Genomic DNA, 22,320 nt, shown 5'->3' on the forward strand with positions numbered 1-22,320 from the left:
CCGCACATCCGGGGACGATGACCTCCATCGGCCCGCTCAGCCGAAGATGCCGAGTTCCAAGCCCGCGGCAGAGCACGGCTTCGCCACCGCGTCGAGGGCCCGGACCGCGGGACGATTCAGGCGGGTCGAGCCCTGGGCCGCAGCACGCGCTCATCTGCTCGGGCTGCTGTCGGGCGCCGGGCGGAAGAACTGCCGACGGCCGGTGCTGTGACCGTGTGGATCCGCCGGGCCGGGCGGGTGGCGGCCGCCGCCACGACGAAGTCCTCGTCGTCAGGGCTGAGCAGGCGGGGACGGCCTCCCGCCCGCCGAGGGTCCGGGCAGTCCAGGTCGATCCCGTCGAACCGGTGGATCACGTCCCGGACGGTGTCCTCGTCGGCCTGCGCCGGCCGGGCGGTCACCGGCACCCGGTTCCGCCGGCCGAAGCCGGCGGAACCCTCGCACACCGGTGGCGCACCGGACCGGAGAACCGCCCCGGCACACGGTCCGCTGCGGCCCCGTCCCTCCCGGCAGGTCAGCCCGCGCACACGGACAGGCACTGCCGTCACGCCCCAGCGGCCGGATCGGACGTCGTCGCACGTCCGGCCGCCACGACCACCCACCCGGCGAGCCTGTGCAGTCACCTCACCAGCGGCGTACTGCGGTTCGGAGGCCTTTCGCCCCCTCGCTCCGGAGTGATGAGCGGCCCGTCCGCTCTTCGTCAGGGGGTCGCCGCGGAGACCGCGTAGACGACCGGAGCCGCCGGATCGGTCATGTTGACGGTGATGTTCTGGGTGGGACGCGGGTCCTTGTTCTTGTGGACTGTTCCCGCCCAGTGGACGCCCGGTCCGAAGTACCATCCGGTGATCTTGATGTCCCGCTCGCCGATGGTGACCTTTCCGGTCTCCAGCGCGGCCCTGCCGGTGCCGACACCACTCAGGAAGCGGTCCAGCCCGGCGGAGGTCGTACGGAACTTCACGTACATCCGGCTGGCTTTCCAGTTGTTCGTCTCGTAGTACTGCACCCCGACCGCATTGCCCGGGATGGGCAGTTCGAAGATCCGGCGCTGCATGCCGGAAGGCCAGTCCTCGCGCAGCCCCCGGGCAGCGGCCTCGGCCTCCTTGTCCTTGCCGGAGCGGCGGCTCTGACCTGCGGAGATCACCAGATAGCCGGCCGGGATACCGATGAGCAGGACGATGATGGTCAGCGTGATCAGGCGCCGCCGGATCACTTTCCGCCGGTCCTGCGGAGGCGTCCCGTCCCCGGAGGAGCCGGAGGGTTCCGAGGAGTCCGAGGCGCCCGGGGAGCCGGACGGCCCGGGGGGCCCCGAGGAGCCGGACGAAGGGGGCTGGCGCGGCACGATGTGGTGCTCGGCTGCGGTCATGGTCAGTGATCCCTCGAAGCTGCGGTACGAAAACGGAGTGCGGGAGGCCGGGTGCCGCGGCGCACGGCCCGCGGATCAGTCGTCGGTACGGGTGCCGCGCGTGTTCCGGATGGTGCTCGCGGCCTGGTCGTAGAACTGCGCGTACCGCTCGTAGCGCTCGACCCTGCGGCGGTTGGTCCGCCGGAACCTCCGGGCGACCAGACGGGCGAGATCGGCGGCGCCGACCATGCCCGCCTCGGGGCCGAGCTGCGCCTTGGCGATCCGGGCCTCGGGGCGGTAGCCGCGGCCGGTGAGGTGGCGCTTGAACGCGTCCCTGGCCGGGCCGATCAGCAGGTCGTCGGCAGCGCTGACACCGCCGCCGATGACGAAGCAGGACGGGTCCAGGGCGGCCGCGAGATTGGCGATGCCGACGCCGAGCCACTGACCGATGTCCTGGAGGAGCTCGACGCACATCGCGTCGCCCTCCCGGGCCAGCTCGGTGATGAGCGGCCCGGTGATGTCCGGGATGTTGCCCTTGACCCGCTCGATGATGCCGTGGGCCACCGGGGAGTCCGCCGCGGCGAGCTCCCTGGCCTCGCGCACGAGGGCGTTGCCCGAGCTGTACTGCTCCCAGCAGCCGCGGTTGCCGCAGGGGCAGCGGTGCCCGCCGGGCACCACCTGCATATGGCCGAACTCACCCGCGACGCCGTACTTGCCGCGCTTGACGTGCCCGTCCTCCAGGATGGCGCCGCCGATGCCGGTGCCCAGCGTGATCATGACCAGATGGTCCTCACCGCGGCCGGCGCCGAAACGCCATTCCGCCCAGGCCGCCGTGTTGGCGTCGTTGTCGACCATCACCGGGACCACCAGCCGGGAGGCCAGGGCGTCGCGGAGCGGTTCGTCACGCCACGCGAGGTGCGGCGCGAACAGCACCTTGGAGCGGTCCGCGTCGACCCAGCCCGCCGCGCCGATCCCGACCGCGTGCACGTCGTGCCGGTCGGAGAGGTCCAGCACCAGTTCGACGATGGTGTCCTCGACGACCCTGGGGCTCTTGGACTTGTCCGGCGTCTCGGTGCGCAGGGTCTCCAGGATGTTGCCGTCGGCGTCGACGACGCCGGCCATCACCTTCGTCCCGCCGATGTCGATGCCGACGGTGGGGACCCTGGGCGCCGTCAGGTGCGAGCGCCGCTCCCTGGTGCCGACGGTCCGCAGGACGGTCGCGCGGGCGGAGCCGCGGTGTGTGAAGTCGCGGTACGTGCTCATCGTCCCTGCGCAGGTCGGGGGGCCGGGCGGTGATCAGTCCGGCGGCGGGCGGCGCCCGCCGTACACGATTCTGCCATTCCCCCGCCCCCGGAACCGGACTCCGGCCCGGGGGCGGGGGGTGCGGAGCGGGGTCTACGGGGTGTCGCCGCCGGCCGGGCGGTCCCCGGGGCGGCCGGGTGACGGGGCTCGCTCCAGCTCGTGGCTGAGCTGGTCGAGCTCGCTCCCCCCGGCCATCTGACGGGTCAGTTCGTCCAGTGTGACGCCGTCCTTGGTGTGGCTGCCGGCCATGGCGCCGCGCTTGAGCAGCACGAAACGGTCCCCCACGAGGTAGGCGTGGTGCGGATTGTGCGTGATGAGGACCACGCCGAGTCCGGCGTCCCTGGCGGCCGCGACGTATTTGAGCACGACCCCCGACTGCTTGACCCCGAGTGCCGCGGTCGGCTCGTCGAGGACGAGGACCTTGGCGCCGAAGTACACCGCGCGGGCGATGGCCACGCACTGGCGTTCGCCACCCGACAGGGTGCCGATGGGCTGGTCGACGTCGCGCAGGTCGATGCCCATGCGCAGCAGCTCCGCACGGGTCGTCCCGCGCATCCGCCGCACGTCGAGACGCTTGAACGGGCCGGAGCCCTTCGTCGGCTCCGAGCCGAGGAAGAAGTTGCGCCAGACCGGCATCAGCGGGACGACGGCCAGGTCCTGGTAGACGGTGGCGATGCCCCGGTCCAGGGCGTCGCGCGGGTTGGCGAGCGTGGTCTCCTCACCCTCGATCAGGAACGTCCCGGCGTCGTGCCGGTGCAGCCCCGCGATGATCTTGATGAGGGTGGACTTCCCCGCGCCGTTGTCGCCGAGGACGCAGGAGATCTCCCCCGCGTGGACCTCCAGGGAGACGTCCTCCAGGGCCTTGATGTTGCCGTAGTACTTGCTGACGCCGTCGAGCTCGACGAGCGCCGGGCCGGCCGCGTCCCGGGGGGCCGGGGCCTGGATGGCCGTCATTTCGTCGCCTCCGCGCGCTTGCGTACCCATGCGTTGAGCAGGGTGGCCAGGAGCAGCATCGCTCCCAGGAAGAACTTGAACCAGTCGGGGTTCCACTCCGCGTACACGATGCCCTTGCTGGTCATGCCGAAGATGACCGCGCCGACCGCGGACCCGATCGCGGAGCCGTAGCCGCCGGTGATCAGACAGCCGCCGATGACGGCCGCGATGATGTAGATCAGCTCGTTGCCGACGCCCTCGCCGGACTGCACCACATCGTAGGAGAACAGCAGGTGCTGCCCGGAGACCCAGGCGGCGAAGGCGACACCGAGGTAGAGCCCGATGCGCGTGCGGATCACGGGTACGCCGACCGCGCGGGCGGCGTCGGCCTCGCCGCCGACGGCGAAGATCCAGTTGCCGAAGCGGGTGCGGATCAGGATCCAGGTGGCGATCGCGACGAGCGCCGCCCACCACAGGATGGTGACCTTCAGCTCGACGTCGCCGAGGGTGAGGTGGGACGCGAAGACCTTGCGGGCGGATTCGAAGCCCTCCATGTTCCCGATGGCCTTGGTCGAGACCGTGCCGCTGATCAGCTTGGTGAAGCCCAGATTCAGGCCGGTCAGCATCAGGAACGTGCCGAGCGTGATGATGAAGCTCGGGAGCTTGGTGCGGGTCAGCATGAAGCCGTTGAACGCGCCGAAGCCCAGGGTGACCAGCAGCGACACGAAGACGCCCACCCAGACGTTCGCGGTCATCTGGTAGCTGAACATCGAGGAGATCAGCGCGGAGCTGGTCACCATCACACCGGCGGAGAGGTCGAACTCGCCGCCGATCATCAGGAGCGCCACGGGCGCCGCCATGATCCCGATGGTGGAGGCCGCGTACAGCACGGTGCCGAGGCTGGAGGCCTGGAGGAAGCTGTCGGCGACGATCGCGAAGAAGAGGAGGACGGCCACGGCCCCGACGACCGAGCCGAGCTCGGGCCGGCCGAGCAGCTTGCGCAGCGGGGAGGTGCGCAGCAGGCGTTCGTCGGTGTGCGGCGCCGCCGGCTGTCCGGCCGCGGTCATCGGGTCCCCCGGTTCGTGTACTCCGCCAGCGCGTCGGCGTCGTCGCGGGTGATGACCTGGGGGCCGGTCAGGACGGGCAGGCCGCCGCCGAGCACGTTCCGGTTGTAGCGGTAGAGCCAGAGCAGGTCGACGGCCTGGTAGCCCTGGAGGTAGGGCTGCTGGTCGACGGCGAAGCCGAGCGACTCGTCCTGCAGCCCGGTGGCGACGCTCGCGTTGAGGTCGAAGGTGTCGATCTCGGCCTTGCTGCCCGCGGTCTGCTTGGCCTTGACGGCCGCGGCGGCGAACGGGGCGCCGAGGGTGACGACCGCGTCGATGCTCCGGTCGGAGTCGAGCTTGGCCTCGATGGACGCCTGGACGTCGGGCATGTTGGTGCCGTCGACGTAGAGGTTCTGCATCGTCCCGCCGAAGGTCTTCTTCGCCCCGGCGCAGCGCTGCTCGTGGCCGACGTTGCCCTGCTCGTGCAGGACGCACAGCGCCTTCTTGCGGCCGCGCTCGTCGAGCTCGTCGCCGACCGCCTCGCCCGCGATGGACTCGTCCTGGCCGATGTGGGTGAGCGCGCCGAAGGCCTTGGACTCGGCGGAGCCGGAGTTCACCGTGATCACGGGGATGCCGGCCTTCACGGCCTTGGCCACGACCGCCTTCATCGAGTCCGGCTTGGCGAGCGAGACGATCAGGCCGTCGACCTTCTTGTCGATCGCGGTCTGGACGAGCTCGGCCTGCTGCTGCCCCTCGGCGTCGTGCGAGTAGAGGAAGTTGATGTTGTCCTTGACGGCCGCCTGCTCCGCACCCTTCTGGACGATGTCCCAGAAAGTGTCGCCATCACCCGAGTGGGTGACCATGGCGAACGTCCAGCGGGGCGTGTTCACCGCGGCCCGGCCCTCGGCGGCCTGCTGGGCGGCGCGCTCCTCCGCCCGCTTGCCGCCGGTGCTGCTGCATCCCGCGAGGGAGGCCGCCAGTACCGCTGCCAGCACGGCGCCTGTCGCGCGTACCCCTGTCCGAACCCTTGCCACGACGCCGTGCCCTTCTAGTGCTGCTCGCTGTGCTGCCTGGTGAAGCCGGGGAGAGCGGACTCGCCGCCCGGCGGGCCAAGTATCCCCGAGTCCGGTCCGGTATGGCCCGGCAGGGGCACGGACCGCGCCCTCCCGCCGTTCTAGTGACCCAGCATGATCACGTCAATGTCTGTGTCCGAACATTCCGACCGGAGGCCGCCGACCGGGTCTCAGGGCCGGGCCAGCAGCTGGAACTCGAAGGCGTACCGCGACGCCCGGTAGAGGTGTGAGCCGAATTCGACCGCCCGGCCGCCGTCGTCGAAGGTGGTGCGTTCCATCGTCAGCAGCGGCGCCCCGGCGGGCTCGGCGAGCAGTCCGCCCTCCTCGGGGGCCGCGGCGCGAGCACCGACCGACTGCCGGGCGCTGTGCAGGGTGATGCCGGAGGCCCGCATCATCCGGTACAGGCCGGTCGACTCCAGCCGCTCGGTGCCGAGGTCGAGCAGGTGCAGAGGCAGGTGGTTGCGCAGGAGCGCCACCGGCTCGTCGTGCGCGTAGCGCACCCGTTCGACGAGATGGATGTCACTGCCCTCCTCGACGCCGAGCGCGGCGGCGGCCTCGGGCGTCGCCGGCCCGACCGTGTTGCGCAGGACCCGGGTGGCCGGGCTCCGGCCCGCCGTCTCCAGGTCGTCGTAGAGGCTGCTCAGTTCGAGGGGGCGCTTGATGCGGCTGTGCACGACCTGGGTGCCGACGCCGCGCCGGCGCACCATCAGCCCCTTGTCGACGAGCGACTGGATGGCCTGGCGGACGGTCGGCCGGGACAGGCCGAGCCGGGCGGCGAGCTCCAGCTCGTTGCCGAGGAGACTGCCGGGCGCGAGCCGCCCCTGCTCGACGGCCGCCTCCAGCTGCCGGGCCAGCTGGTGGTAGAGCGGGACGGGGCTGGTGCGGTCCACGCCCAGCCCCAGGGCGGCGGAGTCGGCGGCGGGTTTGGGCACGGCACGGAGCGTACCCCGTACGGCCGCACCGCACCCTCCACTTTGTCAGGACATATAGTTGACAGTGCGCCTGGGTGGCGGCACGTTGGGTCCATGCGCATCGGACTCATCGGCACGGGCCGGATCGGTTCCTTCCACGCGGGCGTCCTGGCACGCCACCCCGCGGTCGCCTCCCTGGTGGTGGCGGATGCGGACGCCGCCCGTGCCGCGCGGGTCGCCGCACGGACGGGTTCGACGGCCGTCGCGTCCGCCGAGGAGGTCCTCCGGGCGGGGGTGGACGCGGTCGTGATCACCTCGGCCACCTCGGCGCACGCCGCTCTCATCGGCCGGGCGGCACGGGCCGGTCTGCCCGCCTTCTGCGAGAAGCCGATCGCACTGGACCTGGCGGGGACCCTGGGTGCGCTGCGCGAGGTCGAGCGGGCGGGCAGTGTGCTCCAGCTCGGTTTCATGCGCCGGTTCGACGCGGGTTACGCGGCGGCACGCGCTGCCGTGCGCGGTGGGGCCCTGGGCCGGCTGCACACCGTGCGGGCGACGACGTCCGACCCCGCTCCCCCGCCCGTCGCGTATCTGCCGCTGTCCGGCGGCCTGTTCAGGGACTGCCTGGTGCACGACTTCGACATCCTGCGCTGGGTGACGGGCCGTGAGGTGGCGGAGGTGTACGCCACGGGGTCGGACGCGGGCCCGGCGATGTTCCGGGAGGCGGGCGACGTGGACACGGCGGCAGCCCTGCTGACCCTGGACGACGGCACGCTCGCCACCGCGACGGCCACCCGGTGCAACGGGGCCGGCTACGACGTACGCATGGAGCTGGCCGGCGAGCGGGACCAGATCGCCGTCGGCCTCGACAGCCGTACGCCGCTGACCTCCGCCGAGCCGCAGGGACCGCCGGCCCCGGCCGAGCCCTGGCCGGGCTTCCTGGAGCGGTTCGCCCCGGCGTACGAAGCCGAACTGGACGCGTTCCTGGGCGTCGTACGCGGTGAACGGGCCAACCCGTGCGACGGGCGGGAGGCGCTGCACGCACTGCGCATCGCCGAGGCGTGCGAGCTGTCACGCGGTCAGCGCCGCCCCGTACGGATGACGGAGGTCCCTGAGATCTGAAGCCCCGCTACCAGGACACCGGCAGGCTCAGCGGGCCGCGGATCAGCATGCCCGTACGCCAGGACAGGCGGGCCGGGTCCGTGTCGAGCCGCAGTCCCGGGCAGCGTTCGAGGAGCGACCGGATGGCGATGCGGGCCTCGATGCGGGCGAGCGGCGCACCCAGGCAGTAGTGGATGCCGTGGCCGAAGGCGACGTGTCCGCGCGCGTCCCGCGTGATGTCGAAGCGGCCGGCGTCCGGGAAGCGGGCGGGGTCGCGGTCGCAGTCGGCCATCGCGACCAGGACGAGCTCACCGCCGCCGGGGATCACCGTGCCCGAGACGTCGAGCGGTTCGGTGGTGAAGCGGTACGTAGGGGTCTCGACGGGCCCCTCGTAGCGGAGCGTCTCCTCGACCGCGTTGTCGATGAGGCCGAAGTCCGCGCGCAGGGCAGCCAGCTGGTCCGGGTGCCTCAGCAGTGACAGGACACCGTTGGAGATGAGGTTGACCGTGGTCTCGTGCCCGGCGACGAGCAGCAGCCAGGCCATGCCGAGGAGTTCCTCGGCGAAGAGGCGGTCGCCGTCGTCGTCGGCCGTGTGGATCAGCGCGCTCATCAGGTCGTCCCCGGGTGCCGCGCGCCTCTCGGCGATCAGGTCGCCCAGATACGTCGTCATGGCGGCCTTGGCCCGGCCACGCGCCTCGGCGTCGAGGGACGACACCGCCGTGTTGGACCACTCCCTGAACGCCTGCCGGTCCAGGGACGGCACACCCAGGAGTTCACAGATGACGGCCATCGGCAGCGGGAACGACAGCGCCTCGACCAGGTCCGCGCTCCGGTCCGGCCCGTCGAGCATCGAGTCCAGCAGACCGTCGGTCATCTCCTGTACGCGAGGGGCGAGCTGCTCCATCCGGCGCGCGGTGAACTCCCTTGCCACGAGCCTGCGCAGCCGGGTGTGGTCCGGGGCGTCCGAGCCCAGCATGGATGTCCCCACGGACACCTTCCCGACGCCCAGCGCGGGCGTGGCCCTGCTCCACTCCTTGGAGAGCCGCTGGTCGGCGAGGAGGGCCCTCCCCGCCTCGTACCCGACGACGAGCCAGGCTTCCGCACCCTCCGGGATGCGGACCCGGTGCACCGGCCCACGGGCGCGTAAGCGCGCGTAGACCGGATACGGGTCGCGGATGAAGTCGTCGCCGAGCGCGCCGAGGTCGAGCAGGGTTTTCGTGGTCAACGTGGTTCCTTTCAGGTCGGACGGGCCGGGAGCACGGTCCCCTGCGCCACCGCGCACAGGGTTTCCGCCCTCTCGTCGCCCACGGTGTACGGATCGCAGCGCACAACGGCCTGCCTGCGGCCGGTGCGGACGGCCCCGGCGTGGGCGCTCAGGGCGCGGCCGCTCGCCGGACGTACGTACTGGGAGGACGTGTCGTGCCGTGCCGACGGGGAGTGCGGTCATGGACGTCATTCCACCTCACCACCGCACCGGAAGGCGGCGTACCCCCCGGAGCAGCAGTCCGGGCAGCCAGTCGGGTTCCCCGCCGTCCGGGTCGCGCACGAGTGCGGGGCAGCGCTCCAGCAGCGCGCGGATCGCGACGCGGCCCTCCATCCGGGCCAGCGGGGCGCCCAGGCAGAAGTGGATGCCGTGCCCGAAGGCCAGATGCCCCTGCGCCGCGCGCCGTATGTCGAAGGTGTCCGGGTCCGGATAGCGGCCGGGGTCCCGGTCGCCGGAGCCCAGGGCGACCAGCACCGCCTCGCCCCGCGGTATGACGACCGGGCCCACCTGGACGGGTTCCCGGGTGAAGCGGAAGGTCGCCGTCCCGACGGGGCCGTCGTAGCGGAGCATCTCCTCCACGGCGCCGTCGATCAGCTCCGGCTCGGTACGGAGCAGGGCCAGCTGCTCCGGGTGGTCGAGCAGGGCCCGTACGCCGTTGGAGATCAGGTTCACGGTGGTCTCGTGCCCGGCCACCAGGAGCAGGAACGCCATGCCGATGAGTTCGTCCGGAGAAAGACGGTCGCCCTCGTCGTCACGCGCCTGGATCAGGGCGCTCATCAGGTCGTCGCCCGGAGCGCACCGCTTGTCCTCGATCAGCTCGTCCAGGTAGGCGCCCATGGCGTGGACCGCCTCGCTCTCCTTCTCCGGCGAGAGGGGCGTGACGATCGCGTTGGACAGCAGGCGGAAGGCGTCCCGGTCGATGTCGGGCACACCGAGGAGCTCGCAGATCACGGTCATCGGCAGCGGGAAGGCCAACGCGTCGATGAGGTCGGCGCTCCCGGCGGGCACCATCGCGTCGAGGAGGTCCGAGGTGATCTGCTCGACGCGCGGGCGCATCGACTCGATCCGCCGGGCGGTGAATTCGCGTGCGACGAGCTTGCGCAGCCGCGTGTGGTGCGGGGCGTCCGTCTCCAGCATGTTGGCGTTGATCGGGTTGCTGGATGCCGTGAAGCGCTCGATCGTGCGCCAGTCCTTGCTGAACCGCTGGTCCGAGAGGACCGCACGGGCCTCCTCGTAACCGACGATCAGCCAGACCCGCTCGAAATCGTCGGTACGGACGAGGTGCGCCGGTCCCTCGGCACGCATCTTCGCGTAGTACGGATACGGATTCGCGCTGAAGTCGGCCACCCCGCGCAGATCGATCACCGACATCGTCCCGCCCCCTTTTTTTCCGGTCCGGCCCGTTCAGCCTAGGCGGCCGCCCCGCGCGTCGTCCTCGTCCTCGTGGAGGAGACCCGCGCCGTGGACCAACAGGGCGATCTGTACACGGTTGTTGAGTCCGAGCCGGGCCAGTATCCGGGACACGTGCGTCTTCACGGTGGCCACGCCCAGATGGAGTGCCGCAGCGATCTCCGCGTTGGAGCCGCCCCGGCCGACCGCCGCGGCCACGTCCTGTTCACGCTCCCCCGGCTCGGCGAACCGCTGCCTGGCGTGTGTCCGGCGGGCCCGGCGGTCGTCCGCCGGGTCTCCCGCCGCGCGGGCCATGCGCCTGCGGGTGACGGCGGGCGAGAGGACGGGTTCACCGGCTGCGACCCGCAGGACCGCCTCGACGATCTGCGCGGGCGGGGTGTCCTTCAGGACGAAGCCCGCCGCCCCCGCGCGGATCGCGCGCAGCACCTGCTCGTCGGCGTGGAAGGTGGTCAGGACGATGACCTCGGGCGCGCCGGGCCGGCGCCGGAGCTCCTCGGTCGCGGTCAGCCCGTCCATGCCCGGCATCCGGATGTACGTGACGGGGGCCCCGTCAGGATGTGGCGTCGGCGCGCCGGCGTCCCCACGCCGTGCCCGTCAGCACGAGCACCGCGCCCAGTACCCCCAGCACGCCGAGGCGTTCTCCCCCGATGGCGATGCCGGTGGCGGCGGCCCACAGCGGCTCCGTACCGAGCAGCAGGCTGACCCGGGACGGCGAGGTGCGGCGTACCGACCACATCTGCACGAAGAACGCGAACAGCGTGCAGAGGACGGACAGGAAGAGCAGCCCGGCCCACTCGGTGGCGCCGAAGTCCGCCGCCACGGTCCAGGGCGCCGGCCCGGTCCCGGGAAGAGCGGCCAGTACGGCGAAGACGGCGACCGCGCTGCCGAGCTGGACCGTGGTCAGGGAGAGCGAATCGGCGTCCTGGACCGCCTTGATGCGCGCCATCGCCAGGACGTGGACCGTACGGGCGAGAGCCGCGAGCAGCATCAGCAGATCACCTGCCGAGGGGGTGGTGAAACCGCCGCCCTGCGTCAGCAGCACCACACCGGTCACCGAGAGGCCCGCCGCCGCGAGGAAGCCCGCCGGCGGCCGGACCCGGGTCACGGCCGCCTCGGCCAGCGGGGTGAAGATCATCGTGAGGCTGATGATGAGCCCCGCGTTGGTCGCCGACGTGTGTACGACGCCGTACGTCTCGAGCAGGAAGATCCCGCTGAGCACGAGCCCCAGCAGGCCGGCGCCCCGCCACTGCGGGCCGCTCAGTGCCCGCAGCCCGCGCCACCCGGCGACGGCCAGGACGGGCAGCACGACCGCGAAGCGCAGCACGAGGACCGCGATCACGGTGTGCGTCGTGGTGATGCCCTTGGCCGCGAGGTAGCTGGCTCCCCAGACGGCGGCGACGAGCAGGAGCGGCAGGTCGGTGACCCACGCGCGGCGGGGCGGAGCGAGGGCGGGCAGGGCGGCAGAGGACACGTGCTCTCCTGGATCTCCACAGAGGGAAAGGTGTGGAGACTTCACCGGCTCCCACGGGAGCGATCACCGTACCGAACCGCCGTCCCCTCGGGAACCTCTTTCCGCAGGGTGACTCGGCCACCTGTTCGCAGGGTTCGTCACCGGTCGAAGCGGTCTCCCACCGGTATCGGCTCCTCCTAGAATGTCGGTCCTGGGACGCTCGGACACACGGAGTTGGCACATGGGTGGAGCGCGGCTGGACGGACGGGTCGAGCGGGGGAACCAGACCAGGCAGCTGGTGCTGGGGCGCGCGGTCCACGTCGCCTCGACCGAGGGGCTGGAGGGTCTGTCGCTCGGCCGGCTGGCCACGGAGCTGAAGCTGAGCAAGAGCGGTGTGTTCGCCCTCTTCGGCTCCAAGGAGGAGCTGCAGCTCGCCACCGTGCGCGCCGCCGTGGCCGTCTTCGTCGATCACGTGCTGACACCGACGAGGGCGGTCCCCCCCGGTCTGGGCCGCGTCTGGCGGATGTGCGAGAGCTGGCTCTCCTACTCGCAGCGCCGGGTGTTCAGCGGTGGCTGTTTCTTCTACGCGACCATCGCCGAGTTCGACTCCAGGGAGGGCAAGGTGCACGACGCCCTGGCCTCCACGCAGACGGGCTGGGTCACCTTCGTGGAGGAGACCGTCGAGGAGGCCAGGGTGCGGGGCGAACTCGCTGCGGACACGGACGTCTCACAGCTGGCGTTCGAGCTCATCGCGTTCATGGAACTGGCCAACGCGGAGTCCGTGCTGCACAACAACAACCCCGGTTACACGAAGGCGGCGCGGGCCATCCTGGGGCGGCTGCACGCCGTCGCCACCGACCCTTCCGCGCTGCCGGCCGCCCCCTGACGACCTGACCGGCCCTCAGCCGGATCGCGGGTCCGAGGGGCCGGTGTCACCCATGGCCCTGCGGTCCTGGTCGGTCCACTTTCGGGTGTCCCGGGGGGCGACGTAGGGCTCCTCCAGGGGTGGATGACCGCCGATGACAGCTCGTTCCCGGTCCATCTCCGCATCGAATTCGAGGCCGAGCAGCACCGCGAGGTTCGTGAGCCACAGCCAGACCAGAAAGATGATCACTCCCGCCAGAGCGCCGTAGGTCTTGTTGTACGAGCTGAAGTTGGCGACGTAGAAGGCGAAGGCGGCCGACACGGCCATCCAGATCAGCAGTGCCAGCAGGCTCCCCAGCGAAACGAACGTGAAGCCTCGCCCCTTGGTGTTCGGCGCCGCCCAGTACAGGATCGCCAGCATGACGGCCACCAGGAGGACCAGGACGGGCCATTTCGCGATCGACCAGACGGTCATGGCCGTGTCGCCGATGCCCAGGGCGGTCCCGAGCCGGCGGGCGATTCCGCCGGAGAGCACGACGATCAGCGCACTGGCGCAGGCCAGGACCAGCAGCGCCAGGGTCAGGCCGACACGGACCGGGAGCACCTTCCAGACCGGGCGGCCCTCGGGCAGGTCGTACACGGCGTTGGAGGTCCGGATGAACGCGGCCACGTAGCCGGACGCCGACCACAGGGCGGCCACCAGGCCCACGACCGCCATCACCCAGCCGGTCCCGCTGCTGGTCTGCAGCTGGTCCACCGCGTTCGCGAAGACGTCACGCGCGGCGCCCGGGGCCAGTTTCTGGATGTTCTCCAGCACGGTCCGCGTCGTCGACCTGCCCGCGATGCCGAGCAGTGAGACGAGTACCAGCAAGGCGGGGAACAGGGCCAGGATTCCGTAATAGGTCAGGGCCGCCGCCCGGTCGGTGAGCTCGTCCCCCTTGAACTCCTTCAGCGTGCGCCTCAGCACCGCCGCCCATGACGCCCTGCCGACCTCGGTGGGCGTGTCGGGTGCGTCGTGCTCCACCTGCGGATCCGGACCGGCACCCGCCCGCCCTTCACGCGGGCCCGTGCCGTCCTGGTTCTGCTGTTCGTGCGCCATGGACAGCAGACAACCCCAGGTGTGCCCGTCACGCGACCTTACAACCGCTTCGTGCCTCTGGATGGACGAGTTGCCGCCCCGCGGCCCGTACGGGCGGCCTCGCTTCCCCCGCCTGTTCCGGCCCCGCTGCCGGGCGGGGTCCACCGGTGCGCCCGGCGGCGCCCTCCACCGTGCGGCGGCCACCTCACGCGACCCGCCCGGCGGCCCGTCCTACGCTGGCGGGGACGGTACGCGAACGAAAAGGGAGACCATGAGCCAGACACCGCCCCCGGTCCGCAACCTCCACGACGGCAGCACCGTCCCCGCGGTGGGCCTCGGCACCTGGCCGCTCGACGACGAGGCGGCCGAGGAAGCCGTCGCCGGCGCGCTGCGGCTCGGCTACCGGCTCGTGGACACCGCGCTGAACTACGGGAACGAGACCGGCACCGGCCGCGGCATCGCCCGCTCCGGTGTGCCGCGGCGGGAAATCTTCGTCACGACCAAGGTGCCCGGCCGCCACCACGGGTACGAGGAGACGCTGGCCTCGTTCGAGGAGTCCCGGAGCAAGCTGGGGCTGGAGTACGTCGACCTGTATCTCATCCACTGGCCACTGCCCCGGGTGGACAAGTACGTCGACACCTGGAAGGCGATGATCAGGCTCCGCGAGGACGGTCTCGTACGCTCCATCGGCGTCTCCAACTTCACGGCGGAGCATCTCGGGCGGCTGGAAGAGGAGACGGGGGTACTGCCCGTGGTCAACCAGATCGAGATGCACCCCCTGCTCCCCCAGGAGGACCTGCGGGCGCTGCACACCGCCAAGGGCATCGTCACGGAGAGCTGGAGTCCGCTGGCCCGGGGCCGTCAGGTGCTGGAGGCTCCGGAAGTGATCGCCGCCGCCGAGGCCCACGGGGTGACCCCGGGCCAGGTCGTGCTGCGGTGGCACACCCAGCTGGGGGCGGTGCCCATCCCGAAGTCCGCCGATCCCGGGCGGCAGCGGGAGAATCTCGACCTGTTCGGCTTCGAGCTGACACAGCAGGAGCTGGACCGCATCGGGGCGCGGCCGCCGCACCGCTTCGGCGGGGACCCCGAGACGCACGAGGAGTTCTGAGGGCACCGGCCGCCGCCCGGTGGGGGGCGGCGGTCACCGGTTGCGCGGGGTGATCTCCGACATGCGGGACCAGTCGTCCCCGGGCACCTCGACGTTGATGATCTCCGGGATCTCGCTGACGAGCTCCGACATGGTGTCGATCGCCGCCTTGAAGTGCTCGGAGTTCACATGGGCGACACCCGCCTCCTGCGAGGCGAACGCCTCCAGCAGGATGAACTGGTCCGGGTTCTCGACGCTGTAGGACCAGTCGAAGAAGAGGTTGCCCGGCTCCTGGCGGGTGGCGAGGGTGAAGTCCTCCACGGCCGGGAGCCAGTTGTCACGCTCGGCGGTACGCACGGTGAACTTGACGGCGATGAAGATCATGGCGACTCCTGGTCGGGGCGGCGGCGTCCCGACCAGGGTCCCATATCCACACAGGCCGGGCATGAACCGGCACACCCGCCCGTGGACCGTGCGCAGTGCGCAGTGCGCAGTGCGCAGTGCGCGCGGAGGCTATCCGCCGAGCTCCTCGTGGCGGGCCGCCAGCCGCGCCGCCCCTTCCGCGGTCAGTGAGCCGAAGAGCCGCAGCCGGGAGATCCCGCCGTCCGGGAAGATGTCGATCCGGACGTGCGTGCCGCGCACCGGTTCCGGCAGCACGAAGCGATGGTTCGTGTCGGGCTGGAGCCGGGTGCGGGGCAGGATCTCCGTCCTCGCGCCTCCCTCGCCGTCACTGACCGAGACCGCCGCCCAGCCCGCCGCGTTGCCCTTGAGGTAAGCGGTGTCGATCTCGACCGCCCGGATCTCCGACTGTCCGGCCAGCCGGTAGCGGATCCAGTCGTTGCCCTTGTCGCGGCGGCGGCGGGTCTCCCAGCCGTCGTCCATCTTGCGGGAGCGGCCCGGGGCGATGGTGTGGGTGGCCGGGGAGTAGAAGCGGTCGGAGGCGTCCTCGACCTCGCCGCCGTTCTCCAGGGCCACCAGGTCGAACGTACCGAGTGCTGCCAGCCATGCCGGGTCGGGGGCGACCTCGCCGTGGACCCGCAGGCGCGCTATGCCGCCGTCGGGGTGCTGGTTGACCCGCAGGTGCGTGAAGCGCTGCTCCGCGTCGACCGCGAAGCCGTTGGCCGCGTGACCGCCGACGGCCGTGCGGGGCACGAGGGTCGTCCACTCCACGTCGGGCGCGAGGAGGTCCTCGGGCGACGGGGAGCCGGGCAGTGAGGCCGCCTCGACGGAGACCGACTGCGGGTAGTTGCCGCGGAAGTGCGCGGTGTCGACGACCAGCCCGCGCACCACGCCGGGAGCGCCGAGGCGCACGAGGGCCCAGTCGTGGTCCTCGTCGGCGGGGTGCGGCTCGGCGGCGCTCGTACCGCGCCGGCGGCGGGTCTCCCAGCCGTCCATGATCTTGCCCTTGTGCCCGAAGCGCTCGGGGTCGAATTCCGCGGGCTCCGGCTTCAGCAGGTTCTCGCGCTCGGCGAAGAACTCGTCGTTGGCGGCGATGACGCCGGCGCCGAGGCGACGGTCGGCGAGGTCCACGAGATGGGTGAAGGGGAAGTCGGCGGTGCGGTAGTCGGCGTACGGGTCACCTCCTCCGTACGGGCTCGCGTCGCCGGTGAAGCGCGGTGTCGTCGTCATGGTCACCGGTCCCTTTCGAGAAGACGGCCGGTGGGCTCGGCGAGCACGCCGTCGGCCGCGATCCGGGCGCCGCGCAGCCAGGTGGACCTGACGACGCCGTGCAGGGTCTTCCCCGCGTAAGCGGTGACCTGGTTGCGGTGGAAGAGTCCTGCCGGGTCGACGGTGAAGGTCTCGTCGGGGGCGAGGACCGCGAAGTCCGCGTCCCGTCCGGCCTCGATGGCGCCCTTGCGCGTGAGGCCCGCGAGGGAGGCGGGGGCCGCGGACATCCAGCGCGCGACGTCGTCGAGGGTGTGACCGCGCCGGCGCGCCTCGGTCCAGACGGCGGGCAGGCCCAGCTGCAGCGAGGAGATCCCGCCCCACGCGGAGGCGAAGTCGGGGGTCTTGAGGTCCGTGGTGCAGGGCGAGTGGTCGGAGACGATGCAGTCGATCGTGCCGTCGGCGAGCCCGGCCCAGAGCGTGTCCTGGTTGGCGGCCTCCCGGATGGGCGGGCAGCACTTGAACTCCGTCGCGCCGTCCGGGACCTCCTCGGCGGTCAGGGTCAGGAAGTGCGGGCACGACTCGACGGTGACGCGTACGCCCTCGCGCTTGGCCTCGGCGATCAGCGGCAGGGCGTCGCTGGAGGAGAGGTGCAGGACGTGGATGCGGGCGTTCAGCCGCTTGGCGTGCGCGATGAGCCCTTCGATCGCGGTGTTCTCCGCGTCGCGGGGGCGGGAGGCCAGGAAGTCGGCGTACTTCTCCCCGCTCCGCTGCGGGGCCGCGGCCAGGTGGTGGGGGTCCTCGGCGTGCACGATCAGCAGGCCGCCGAACCCCGCGATCTCGGCCATGGAGCGGGCGAGCTGCTCCTGGTCCAGTTCGGGGAACTCCTCGACGCCGGAGGGCGAGAGGAAGCACTTGAAGCCGAACACCCCGGCCTCGTACAGCGGGCGCAGGTCCTTGGTGTTGGAGGGGATCGCGCCGCCCCAGAAACCGGTGTCGACATGCGCCTTGGGTGCGGCCACCTGCTGCTTGACGCGCAGGTGCTCGACCGTGGTGGTCGGCGGGAGGGAGTTGAGCGGCATGTCGAGCAGGGTCGTGATGCCGCCCGCCGCCGCGGCGCGGGTGGCGGTCCAGAAGCCCTCCCACTCGGTGCGCCCGGGGTCATTCACGTGGACATGGGTGTCGACGAGCCCCGGCAGCAGGACGTCGTCGCCGAAGTCCTCGACGCGGGCGCCGCCGGGCACCTCCGTGTCGTACGGCAGGACCGCCTCGATCTCGCCGCCGGTGACGAGGACCGCTGCGGCGCGGGTGCCCTCGGGGGTGACGACGCGCGTCGAGCGGAGTACCAGCTTCACGTCCACACCGGACACCTGTGCTCCTCACGCAGATTCAACGTTTTGTTGAAGGAGTCTTCACTCGGGAATGCGGCCCGTCAAGCCCCCACTTCCCTGCGCGGGCGCCGGCGGACCACAGACGGTCCCGCTTGGAGATTTCCACGAAGTAGAAGTTCATTTTCGGCAGGCGGAACGTAGAATGGACCAGGAGCGGCATCACCGTGCTTCGGGCCGAAGGCGGGCCGGACCGCCGACACCAGGACAAAACAGCTCCTGACCGGCAAGGACGCCGCACCGGGAGCAGTGGGCCGATCGGGAACAGCCCGGTAGGCTGCTGCCTTGCCTCCGCTTCGAAAGGACCGTTGACGTGCCGCCGTCCCACGCCAGCACATCCGACTCCAAACCCGCCGGTTCCAGCGGCGGCGTGCAGTCCCTCGAGCGCGCCTTCGATCTGCTGGAGCGCATGGCGGACGCCGGGGGCGAGGTCGGCCTCAGCGAGCTCTCCGCGAGCAGCGGGCTCCCGCTCCCGACCATCCACCGGCTGATGCGCACCCTGGTCGTGTGCGGCTACGTACGCCAGCAGCCCAACCGGCGTTACGCGCTGGGCCCGCGCCTGATCCGCCTCGGCGAGTCCGCGGCCCGGCTGCTGGGCACCTGGGCGCGGCCGTATCTCCAGCGTCTGGTCGAGGAGACGGGCGAGACGGCGAACATGGCACTGCTCGACGGGGACGAGATCGTGTACGTCGCCCAGGTGCCGTCGAAGCACTCGATGCGGATGTTCACCGAGGTCGGCCGGCGGGTGCTGCCCCACTCCACCGGGGTCGGCAAGGCGCTCCTCGCGCAGACCCCGGCGGACGAGGTGCGGGCCCTGCTGGCCCGTACCGGCATGCCGGCGGCCACCGAGAAGACGATCACCACGCCGGACGGCTTCCTCGACGCGCTCGAACAGGTGCGGAGGGCCGGCTACGCGGTGGACGACAACGAGCAGGAGATCGGGGTCCGCTGCCTCGCCGTCCCGGTGCCGGACTCCCCCACCTCGGCCGCCATCTCCATCTCCGGGCCCGCGGGCCGGGTGACCGAGACGGCGACCGAACGGATCGTGCCGATCCTGCAGCAGATCGCGAAGGAACTCTCCGAGGCACTGGCGAGCAGCACACCGGCCCCCTGAGGCCGGCTGCCGCGCCGGTGCCGCGGCAGCCGGGGTTCGCCCGCCGAGGAGCGGCATCCGGCACGTACCCCCCGGGCGCCGGCCGGAAGTCCTCGTACGGAACGCACCCGGGCTTCCGGCCGGTGAGGCGAGAGGGTGTGCCGGGCGGCTCGGCGGGGCGGGCCCCGGCCGACGCGGCGCTAGCGGCCCGGCGGCTCACCGAACAGATCGACCGCCATCCGCACCTCGCGCAGACCGGGTGCGAGCGCGCTGACCGAGCCGATCGCCCCCGCGACCAGCAGCAGCGAACGGCGCAGCCGGGGGATCTCGGGCCTGCCGCCGACCGCCATGGCGTTCAGCGCGGCCAGTTCCTCCTCGGCGATACCCCGGTCCGGGAACTCGGCGGGATGTCCGGCCAGTTCACGGCGGAGCCGGGAGACCGCCGTGCGCAGCTCCGTCACTCTCGGGTCCTCGCCGCTCCCGGCCAACCGCTCCTGCCCCACGCTTCGCAACAAAGCACTCCCCCTCGCACGCCGTTGTGCCGGCCCGTCGGCCTGACCCCGGGCGACGTCCAAATGCCCGGGCCTGCCGTCAAGTTAAAGGCATCGAAGGCGGCCTGCGCCACTGCGCGAACCGGGAATCGGGGTACCCCGGAGGGGTGATTCCCCTTTCACCCGTTCGCATGGCGCAGTGGTATCCAGGGCACGTGACTCACACACGACGAATTCCCGTGATCGCCGGGGTACTGCTCGCAGCCGGTGGCGGCCGCCGCCTCGGTGGCCGGCCGAAGGCACTGCTGGAACACCGCGGCCGCCCCCTGGTCGAGCACGCGGTGCGGGCACTGCGCAACGGCGGGTGCGGCCCCGTCCGTGTCGTCCTGGGCGCCGCCGCCGAGGAGGTGCGGGCCCGGGCGGACCTCTCCGCGTGCACGGTGACGGTGAACCCGTCCTGGGAGGAGGGCATGGGCTCCTCACTCCGGGCGGGCCTGGGCGCCCTTGCCGGTTCGGGCGCCGACGCGGCCCTCGTCCTCCTGGTCGACCAGCCGGGCATCGGGGCGGAGGCGGTCGCCCGGGTCCGCTCGGCGTACCGGTCGCGGACGACGCTGGCGGCCGGCGCCTACGACGGGGAGCGCGGCCACCCCGTGCTGTTCGGGGCCGACAGGTGGCCGGACGTCTCGGCGGGTGCGGTGGGCGACCAGGGGGCACGGGCGTACCTGCGCGCGCACCGCGATGCGATCACCCTCATCGAGTGTTCCGATGTGGCTCAGGCGTACGACATCGACACGGCAGAGGACCTGACGCGCCTGGAGTGAACGCACCGTATCGGACCTGGCACGCCGAGCCACCGCGGCGGCGCGTCTGTCGACCCGGAGAATCTCGACATCAACAAACCATTGAAATTCCACCATAAGGAAACTAATATCCACTGCTCAGAAGCCCATGGTTCCGCTTCCGGTCCTCGGCGGCACCCATGGCCGTATCCCGGAGCCCTGGCACCCCGTGCCGCCGCGGGCGACCCGGCGGCCGTGGGACACCGCCGCACCACCCGCTGAAGGAGTGACAGCTCATGTCCGCACCAGCGCCGTCCCCGCTGGCCATCGTCGATGCCGAGCCCCTGCCGAGGCAGGACGAGGTCCTGACCGATGCGGCCCTCGCGTTCGTGGCCGAGCTGCACCGGCGGTTCACGCCCCGGCGTGACGAGCTGCTCGCCCGCCGCGGCGAGCGCCGCGCCGAGATCGCCCGCACCTCCACGCTGGACTTCCTGCCGGAGACGGAAGCCGTCCGCGTGGACGACACCTGGAAGGTCGCCCCGGCTCCGGCCGCGCTGGACGACCGGCGGGTGGAGATCACCGGTCCGACCGACCGCAAGATGACCATCAACGCCCTGAACTCGGGCGCCAAGGTCTGGCTCGCCGACTTCGAGGACGCGTCCGCCCCCACGTGGGAGAACGTGATCACCGGCCAGCTCAATCTGATCGACGCCTACACCCGGAACATCGACTTCACCGACCCGAAGTCGGGCAAGTCGTACGCGCTGAAGCCCGCCGAGGAGCTCGCGACCGTCGTCACGCGTCCGCGCGGCTGGCACCTGAACGAACGTCACCTCCAGCTCGACGGCACCCCGGTGCCCGGTGCGCTGGTCGACTTCGGCCTGTACTTCTTCCACAACGCGCAGCGCCTGATCGACCTCGGCAAGGGCCCGTACTTCTACCTGCCGAAGACGGAGTCGCACCTGGAGGCGCGCCTCTGGAACGACATCTTCGTCTTCGCCCAGGACTACGTCGGCATCCCGCGGGGAACGGTCCGCGCGACCGTCCTGATCGAGACGATCACCGCCGCGTACGAGATGGAGGAGATCCTCTACGAGCTCCGCGACCACGCCTCCGGGCTGAACGCGGGCCGCTGGGACTACCTCTTCTCCATCGTCAAGAACTTCCGCGACGGCGGCTCGAAGTTCGTCCTGCCGGACCGCAACCTGGTCACGATGACGGCCCCGTTCATGCGGGCGTACACCGAACTCCTGGTCCGCACCTGCCACAAGCGCGGCGCGCACGCCATCGGCGGCATGGCGGCCTTCATCCCCTCGCGGCGCGACGCCGAGGTCAACAAGGTCGCCTTCGAGAAGGTCAAGGCCGACAAGGACCGTGAGGCGGGCGACGGCTTCGACGGTTCCTGGGTCGCCCACCCCGACCTGGTCCCGATCGCGATGGCCTCCTTCGACGCCGTCCTCGGCGCCAGGCCGAACCAGAAGGACCGCCTGCGCGAGGACGTCTCGGTCGCGGCGGGCGACCTGATCGCCATCGACACGCTGGACGCGAAGCCGTCGTACGACGGCCTGCGCAACGCGGTCGCGGTCGGCATCCGCTACATCGAGGCGTGGCTGCGCGGCATGGGCGCCGTCGCCATCTTCAACCTGATGGAGGACGCCGCCACCGCCGAGATCTCGCGCTCGCAGATCTGGCAGTGGATCAGCGCGGACGTGGTCTTCGAGAACGGCGAGCACGCGACGGCGGACCTGGCCCGCAAGGTCGCCGCCGAGGAACTGGCCGCCATCCGCGCGGAGATCGGCGACGAGGCCTTCGATTCCGGCAAGTGGCAGCAGGCCCACGACCTCCTGCTCCAGGTCTCCCTGGACCAGGACTACGCGGACTTCCTGACACTGCCGGCGTACGAGCAGCTGGGCTGACCGCCCGCCCGGGCCGCCCGCCCACCACGAAGCGCCGCACCCCGCGCGTCACCGCACCGGGGTGCGGCGCTTCCGGCATGCGGGGAGACCTGCGGTCACCGTGCGGGCGGGGCATGTGCAGCGGTCGGTGGCGACGAGGCGGCCATGGCAGCCCCCGGCCCGCCTGCCAGGGCGAGGCCGCCGGGCCGGCGTGCGA

At 71.6% G+C, this 22,320-nt stretch carries 21 protein-coding genes and 2 pseudogenes; 6 read left to right on the plus strand and 17 right to left on the minus strand.

What is annotated here, in order from left to right:
• Positions 1-116 precede the first annotated feature (116 nt).
• The 7 genes from VN520_RS34600 to VN520_RS34630 form a co-directional block, all read right to left on the minus strand.
• Complete coding sequence (locus tag VN520_RS34600; RefSeq protein ID WP_325750911.1) at positions 117-398, minus strand: helix-turn-helix domain-containing protein; 282 nt, start codon at positions 396-398, stop codon at positions 117-119.
• Positions 399-697: 299 nt separating this feature from the next.
• Entirely contained in the window at positions 698-1,360 is a 663-nt protein-coding gene (locus tag VN520_RS34605) for a hypothetical protein (RefSeq protein ID WP_325750912.1), read from the minus strand.
• A gap of 75 nt (positions 1,361-1,435) precedes the next feature.
• The gene (locus tag VN520_RS34610) at positions 1,436-2,602 is read right to left on the minus strand and encodes an ROK family glucokinase (protein ID WP_325750913.1); all 1,167 of its coding nucleotides are present in this window, start codon (positions 2,600-2,602) and stop codon (positions 1,436-1,438) included.
• A gap of 132 nt (positions 2,603-2,734) precedes the next feature.
• A complete protein-coding gene (locus VN520_RS34615; protein WP_325750914.1) occupies positions 2,735-3,595 on the minus strand; it encodes an ATP-binding cassette domain-containing protein in 861 nt (286 codons plus the stop codon).
• Complete coding sequence (locus tag VN520_RS34620; protein WP_325750915.1) at positions 3,592-4,641, minus strand: ABC transporter permease; 1,050 nt, start codon at positions 4,639-4,641, stop codon at positions 3,592-3,594. Before VN520_RS34620 ends, VN520_RS34615 begins: the two co-directional genes overlap by 4 nt.
• Positions 4,638-5,651, minus strand: a complete 1,014-nt coding sequence (locus VN520_RS34625; RefSeq protein ID WP_325750916.1) for a substrate-binding domain-containing protein — start codon at positions 5,649-5,651, stop codon at positions 4,638-4,640. Before VN520_RS34625 ends, VN520_RS34620 begins: the two co-directional genes overlap by 4 nt.
• Positions 5,652-5,860: 209 nt before the next feature.
• Complete coding sequence (locus VN520_RS34630; protein ID WP_325750917.1) at positions 5,861-6,622, minus strand: GntR family transcriptional regulator; 762 nt, start codon at positions 6,620-6,622, stop codon at positions 5,861-5,863.
• Positions 6,623-6,715: 93 nt separating this feature from the next.
• On the opposite strand from VN520_RS34630, the gene VN520_RS34635 reads away from it, so the two are divergent.
• A complete protein-coding gene (locus tag VN520_RS34635; RefSeq protein ID WP_325750918.1) occupies positions 6,716-7,720 on the plus strand; it encodes a Gfo/Idh/MocA family protein in 1,005 nt (334 codons plus the stop codon).
• Positions 7,721-7,727: 7 nt separating this feature from the next.
• Here VN520_RS34635 and VN520_RS34640 read toward each other — a convergent pair whose 3' ends face one another.
• The 5 genes and pseudogenes from VN520_RS34640 to VN520_RS34660 all read right to left on the minus strand — a co-directional run bounded on the left by VN520_RS34640 (position 7,728) and on the right by VN520_RS34660 (position 11,844).
• Entirely contained in the window at positions 7,728-8,924 is a 1,197-nt protein-coding gene (locus VN520_RS34640) for a cytochrome P450 (RefSeq protein ID WP_325750919.1), read from the minus strand.
• 11 nt (positions 8,925-8,935) lie between these two features.
• Positions 8,936-9,112, minus strand: a pseudogene (locus VN520_RS34645) (thioesterase); the annotation flags it as partial.
• Between the two features lie 49 nt (positions 9,113-9,161).
• Entirely contained in the window at positions 9,162-10,334 is a 1,173-nt protein-coding gene (locus VN520_RS34650; protein ID WP_325750920.1) for a cytochrome P450, read from the minus strand.
• 33 nt (positions 10,335-10,367) lie between these two features.
• Positions 10,368-10,904 (minus strand): annotated as a pseudogene (locus VN520_RS34655) (response regulator); the annotation flags it as partial.
• Positions 10,905-10,923: 19 nt separating this feature from the next.
• Positions 10,924-11,844 (minus strand): DMT family transporter, encoded by a 921-nt coding sequence (locus VN520_RS34660; protein ID WP_325750921.1) that lies wholly within the window; start codon positions 11,842-11,844, stop codon positions 10,924-10,926.
• Positions 11,845-12,064: 220 nt separating this feature from the next.
• Between VN520_RS34660 and VN520_RS34665 the strand changes: the two genes are divergently transcribed.
• Positions 12,065-12,709, plus strand: a complete 645-nt coding sequence (locus VN520_RS34665) for a TetR/AcrR family transcriptional regulator (protein WP_325750922.1) — start codon at positions 12,065-12,067, stop codon at positions 12,707-12,709.
• Between the two features lie 15 nt (positions 12,710-12,724).
• Here the strand turns inward: VN520_RS34665 and VN520_RS34670 are convergent, their stop codons facing one another.
• The gene (locus tag VN520_RS34670; protein ID WP_325750923.1) at positions 12,725-13,786 is read right to left on the minus strand and encodes a YihY/virulence factor BrkB family protein; all 1,062 of its coding nucleotides are present in this window, start codon (positions 13,784-13,786) and stop codon (positions 12,725-12,727) included.
• 250 nt (positions 13,787-14,036) lie between these two features.
• Between VN520_RS34670 and VN520_RS34675 the strand changes: the two genes are divergently transcribed.
• A complete protein-coding gene (locus VN520_RS34675; protein WP_325750924.1) occupies positions 14,037-14,873 on the plus strand; it encodes an aldo/keto reductase in 837 nt (278 codons plus the stop codon).
• A gap of 33 nt (positions 14,874-14,906) precedes the next feature.
• On the opposite strand, the gene VN520_RS34680 is transcribed toward VN520_RS34675, so the two are convergent.
• The 3 genes from VN520_RS34680 to allB all read right to left on the minus strand — a co-directional run bounded on the left by VN520_RS34680 (position 14,907) and on the right by allB (position 17,827).
• On the minus strand, positions 14,907-15,236 hold the full coding sequence (locus VN520_RS34680) for a putative quinol monooxygenase (protein ID WP_325750925.1): 330 nt from the start codon (positions 15,234-15,236) through the stop codon (positions 14,907-14,909).
• A 129-nt stretch (positions 15,237-15,365) separates the two neighbouring features.
• On the minus strand, positions 15,366-16,481 hold the full coding sequence (gene alc, locus VN520_RS34685; protein WP_325750926.1) for an allantoicase: 1,116 nt from the start codon (positions 16,479-16,481) through the stop codon (positions 15,366-15,368).
• Positions 16,482-16,483: 2 nt separating this feature from the next.
• On the minus strand, positions 16,484-17,827 hold the full coding sequence (gene allB / locus VN520_RS34690) for an allantoinase AllB (protein ID WP_325750927.1): 1,344 nt from the start codon (positions 17,825-17,827) through the stop codon (positions 16,484-16,486).
• Between the two features lie 331 nt (positions 17,828-18,158).
• On the opposite strand from allB, the gene VN520_RS34695 reads away from it, so the two are divergent.
• Positions 18,159-18,959 carry an IclR family transcriptional regulator gene (locus VN520_RS34695; protein ID WP_325750928.1) on the plus strand — a complete coding sequence of 267 codons (801 nt, stop codon included), beginning with the start codon at positions 18,159-18,161 and terminating at the stop codon, positions 18,957-18,959.
• 179 nt (positions 18,960-19,138) lie between these two features.
• Here the strand turns inward: VN520_RS34695 and VN520_RS34700 are convergent, their stop codons facing one another.
• Positions 19,139-19,453 (minus strand): DUF5955 family protein, encoded by a 315-nt coding sequence (locus tag VN520_RS34700; RefSeq protein WP_325750929.1) that lies wholly within the window; start codon positions 19,451-19,453, stop codon positions 19,139-19,141.
• Positions 19,454-19,620: 167 nt separating this feature from the next.
• On the opposite strand from VN520_RS34700, the gene VN520_RS34705 reads away from it, so the two are divergent.
• Together VN520_RS34705 and aceB are read left to right on the plus strand one after the other, a co-directional pair.
• Positions 19,621-20,250 carry a nucleotidyltransferase family protein gene (locus VN520_RS34705; protein ID WP_325750930.1) on the plus strand — a complete coding sequence of 210 codons (630 nt, stop codon included), beginning with the start codon at positions 19,621-19,623 and terminating at the stop codon, positions 20,248-20,250.
• A 254-nt stretch (positions 20,251-20,504) separates the two neighbouring features.
• Positions 20,505-22,124: a malate synthase A gene (aceB, locus tag VN520_RS34710; RefSeq protein WP_325750931.1), complete on the plus strand. Its 1,620-nt coding sequence runs from the start codon at positions 20,505-20,507 to the stop codon at positions 22,122-22,124.
• Positions 22,125-22,320: the final 196 nt, after the last annotated feature.

Source organism: Streptomyces sp. (assembly GCF_035563135.1).
Lineage (GTDB): Bacteria > Actinomycetota > Actinomycetes > Streptomycetales > Streptomycetaceae > Streptomyces.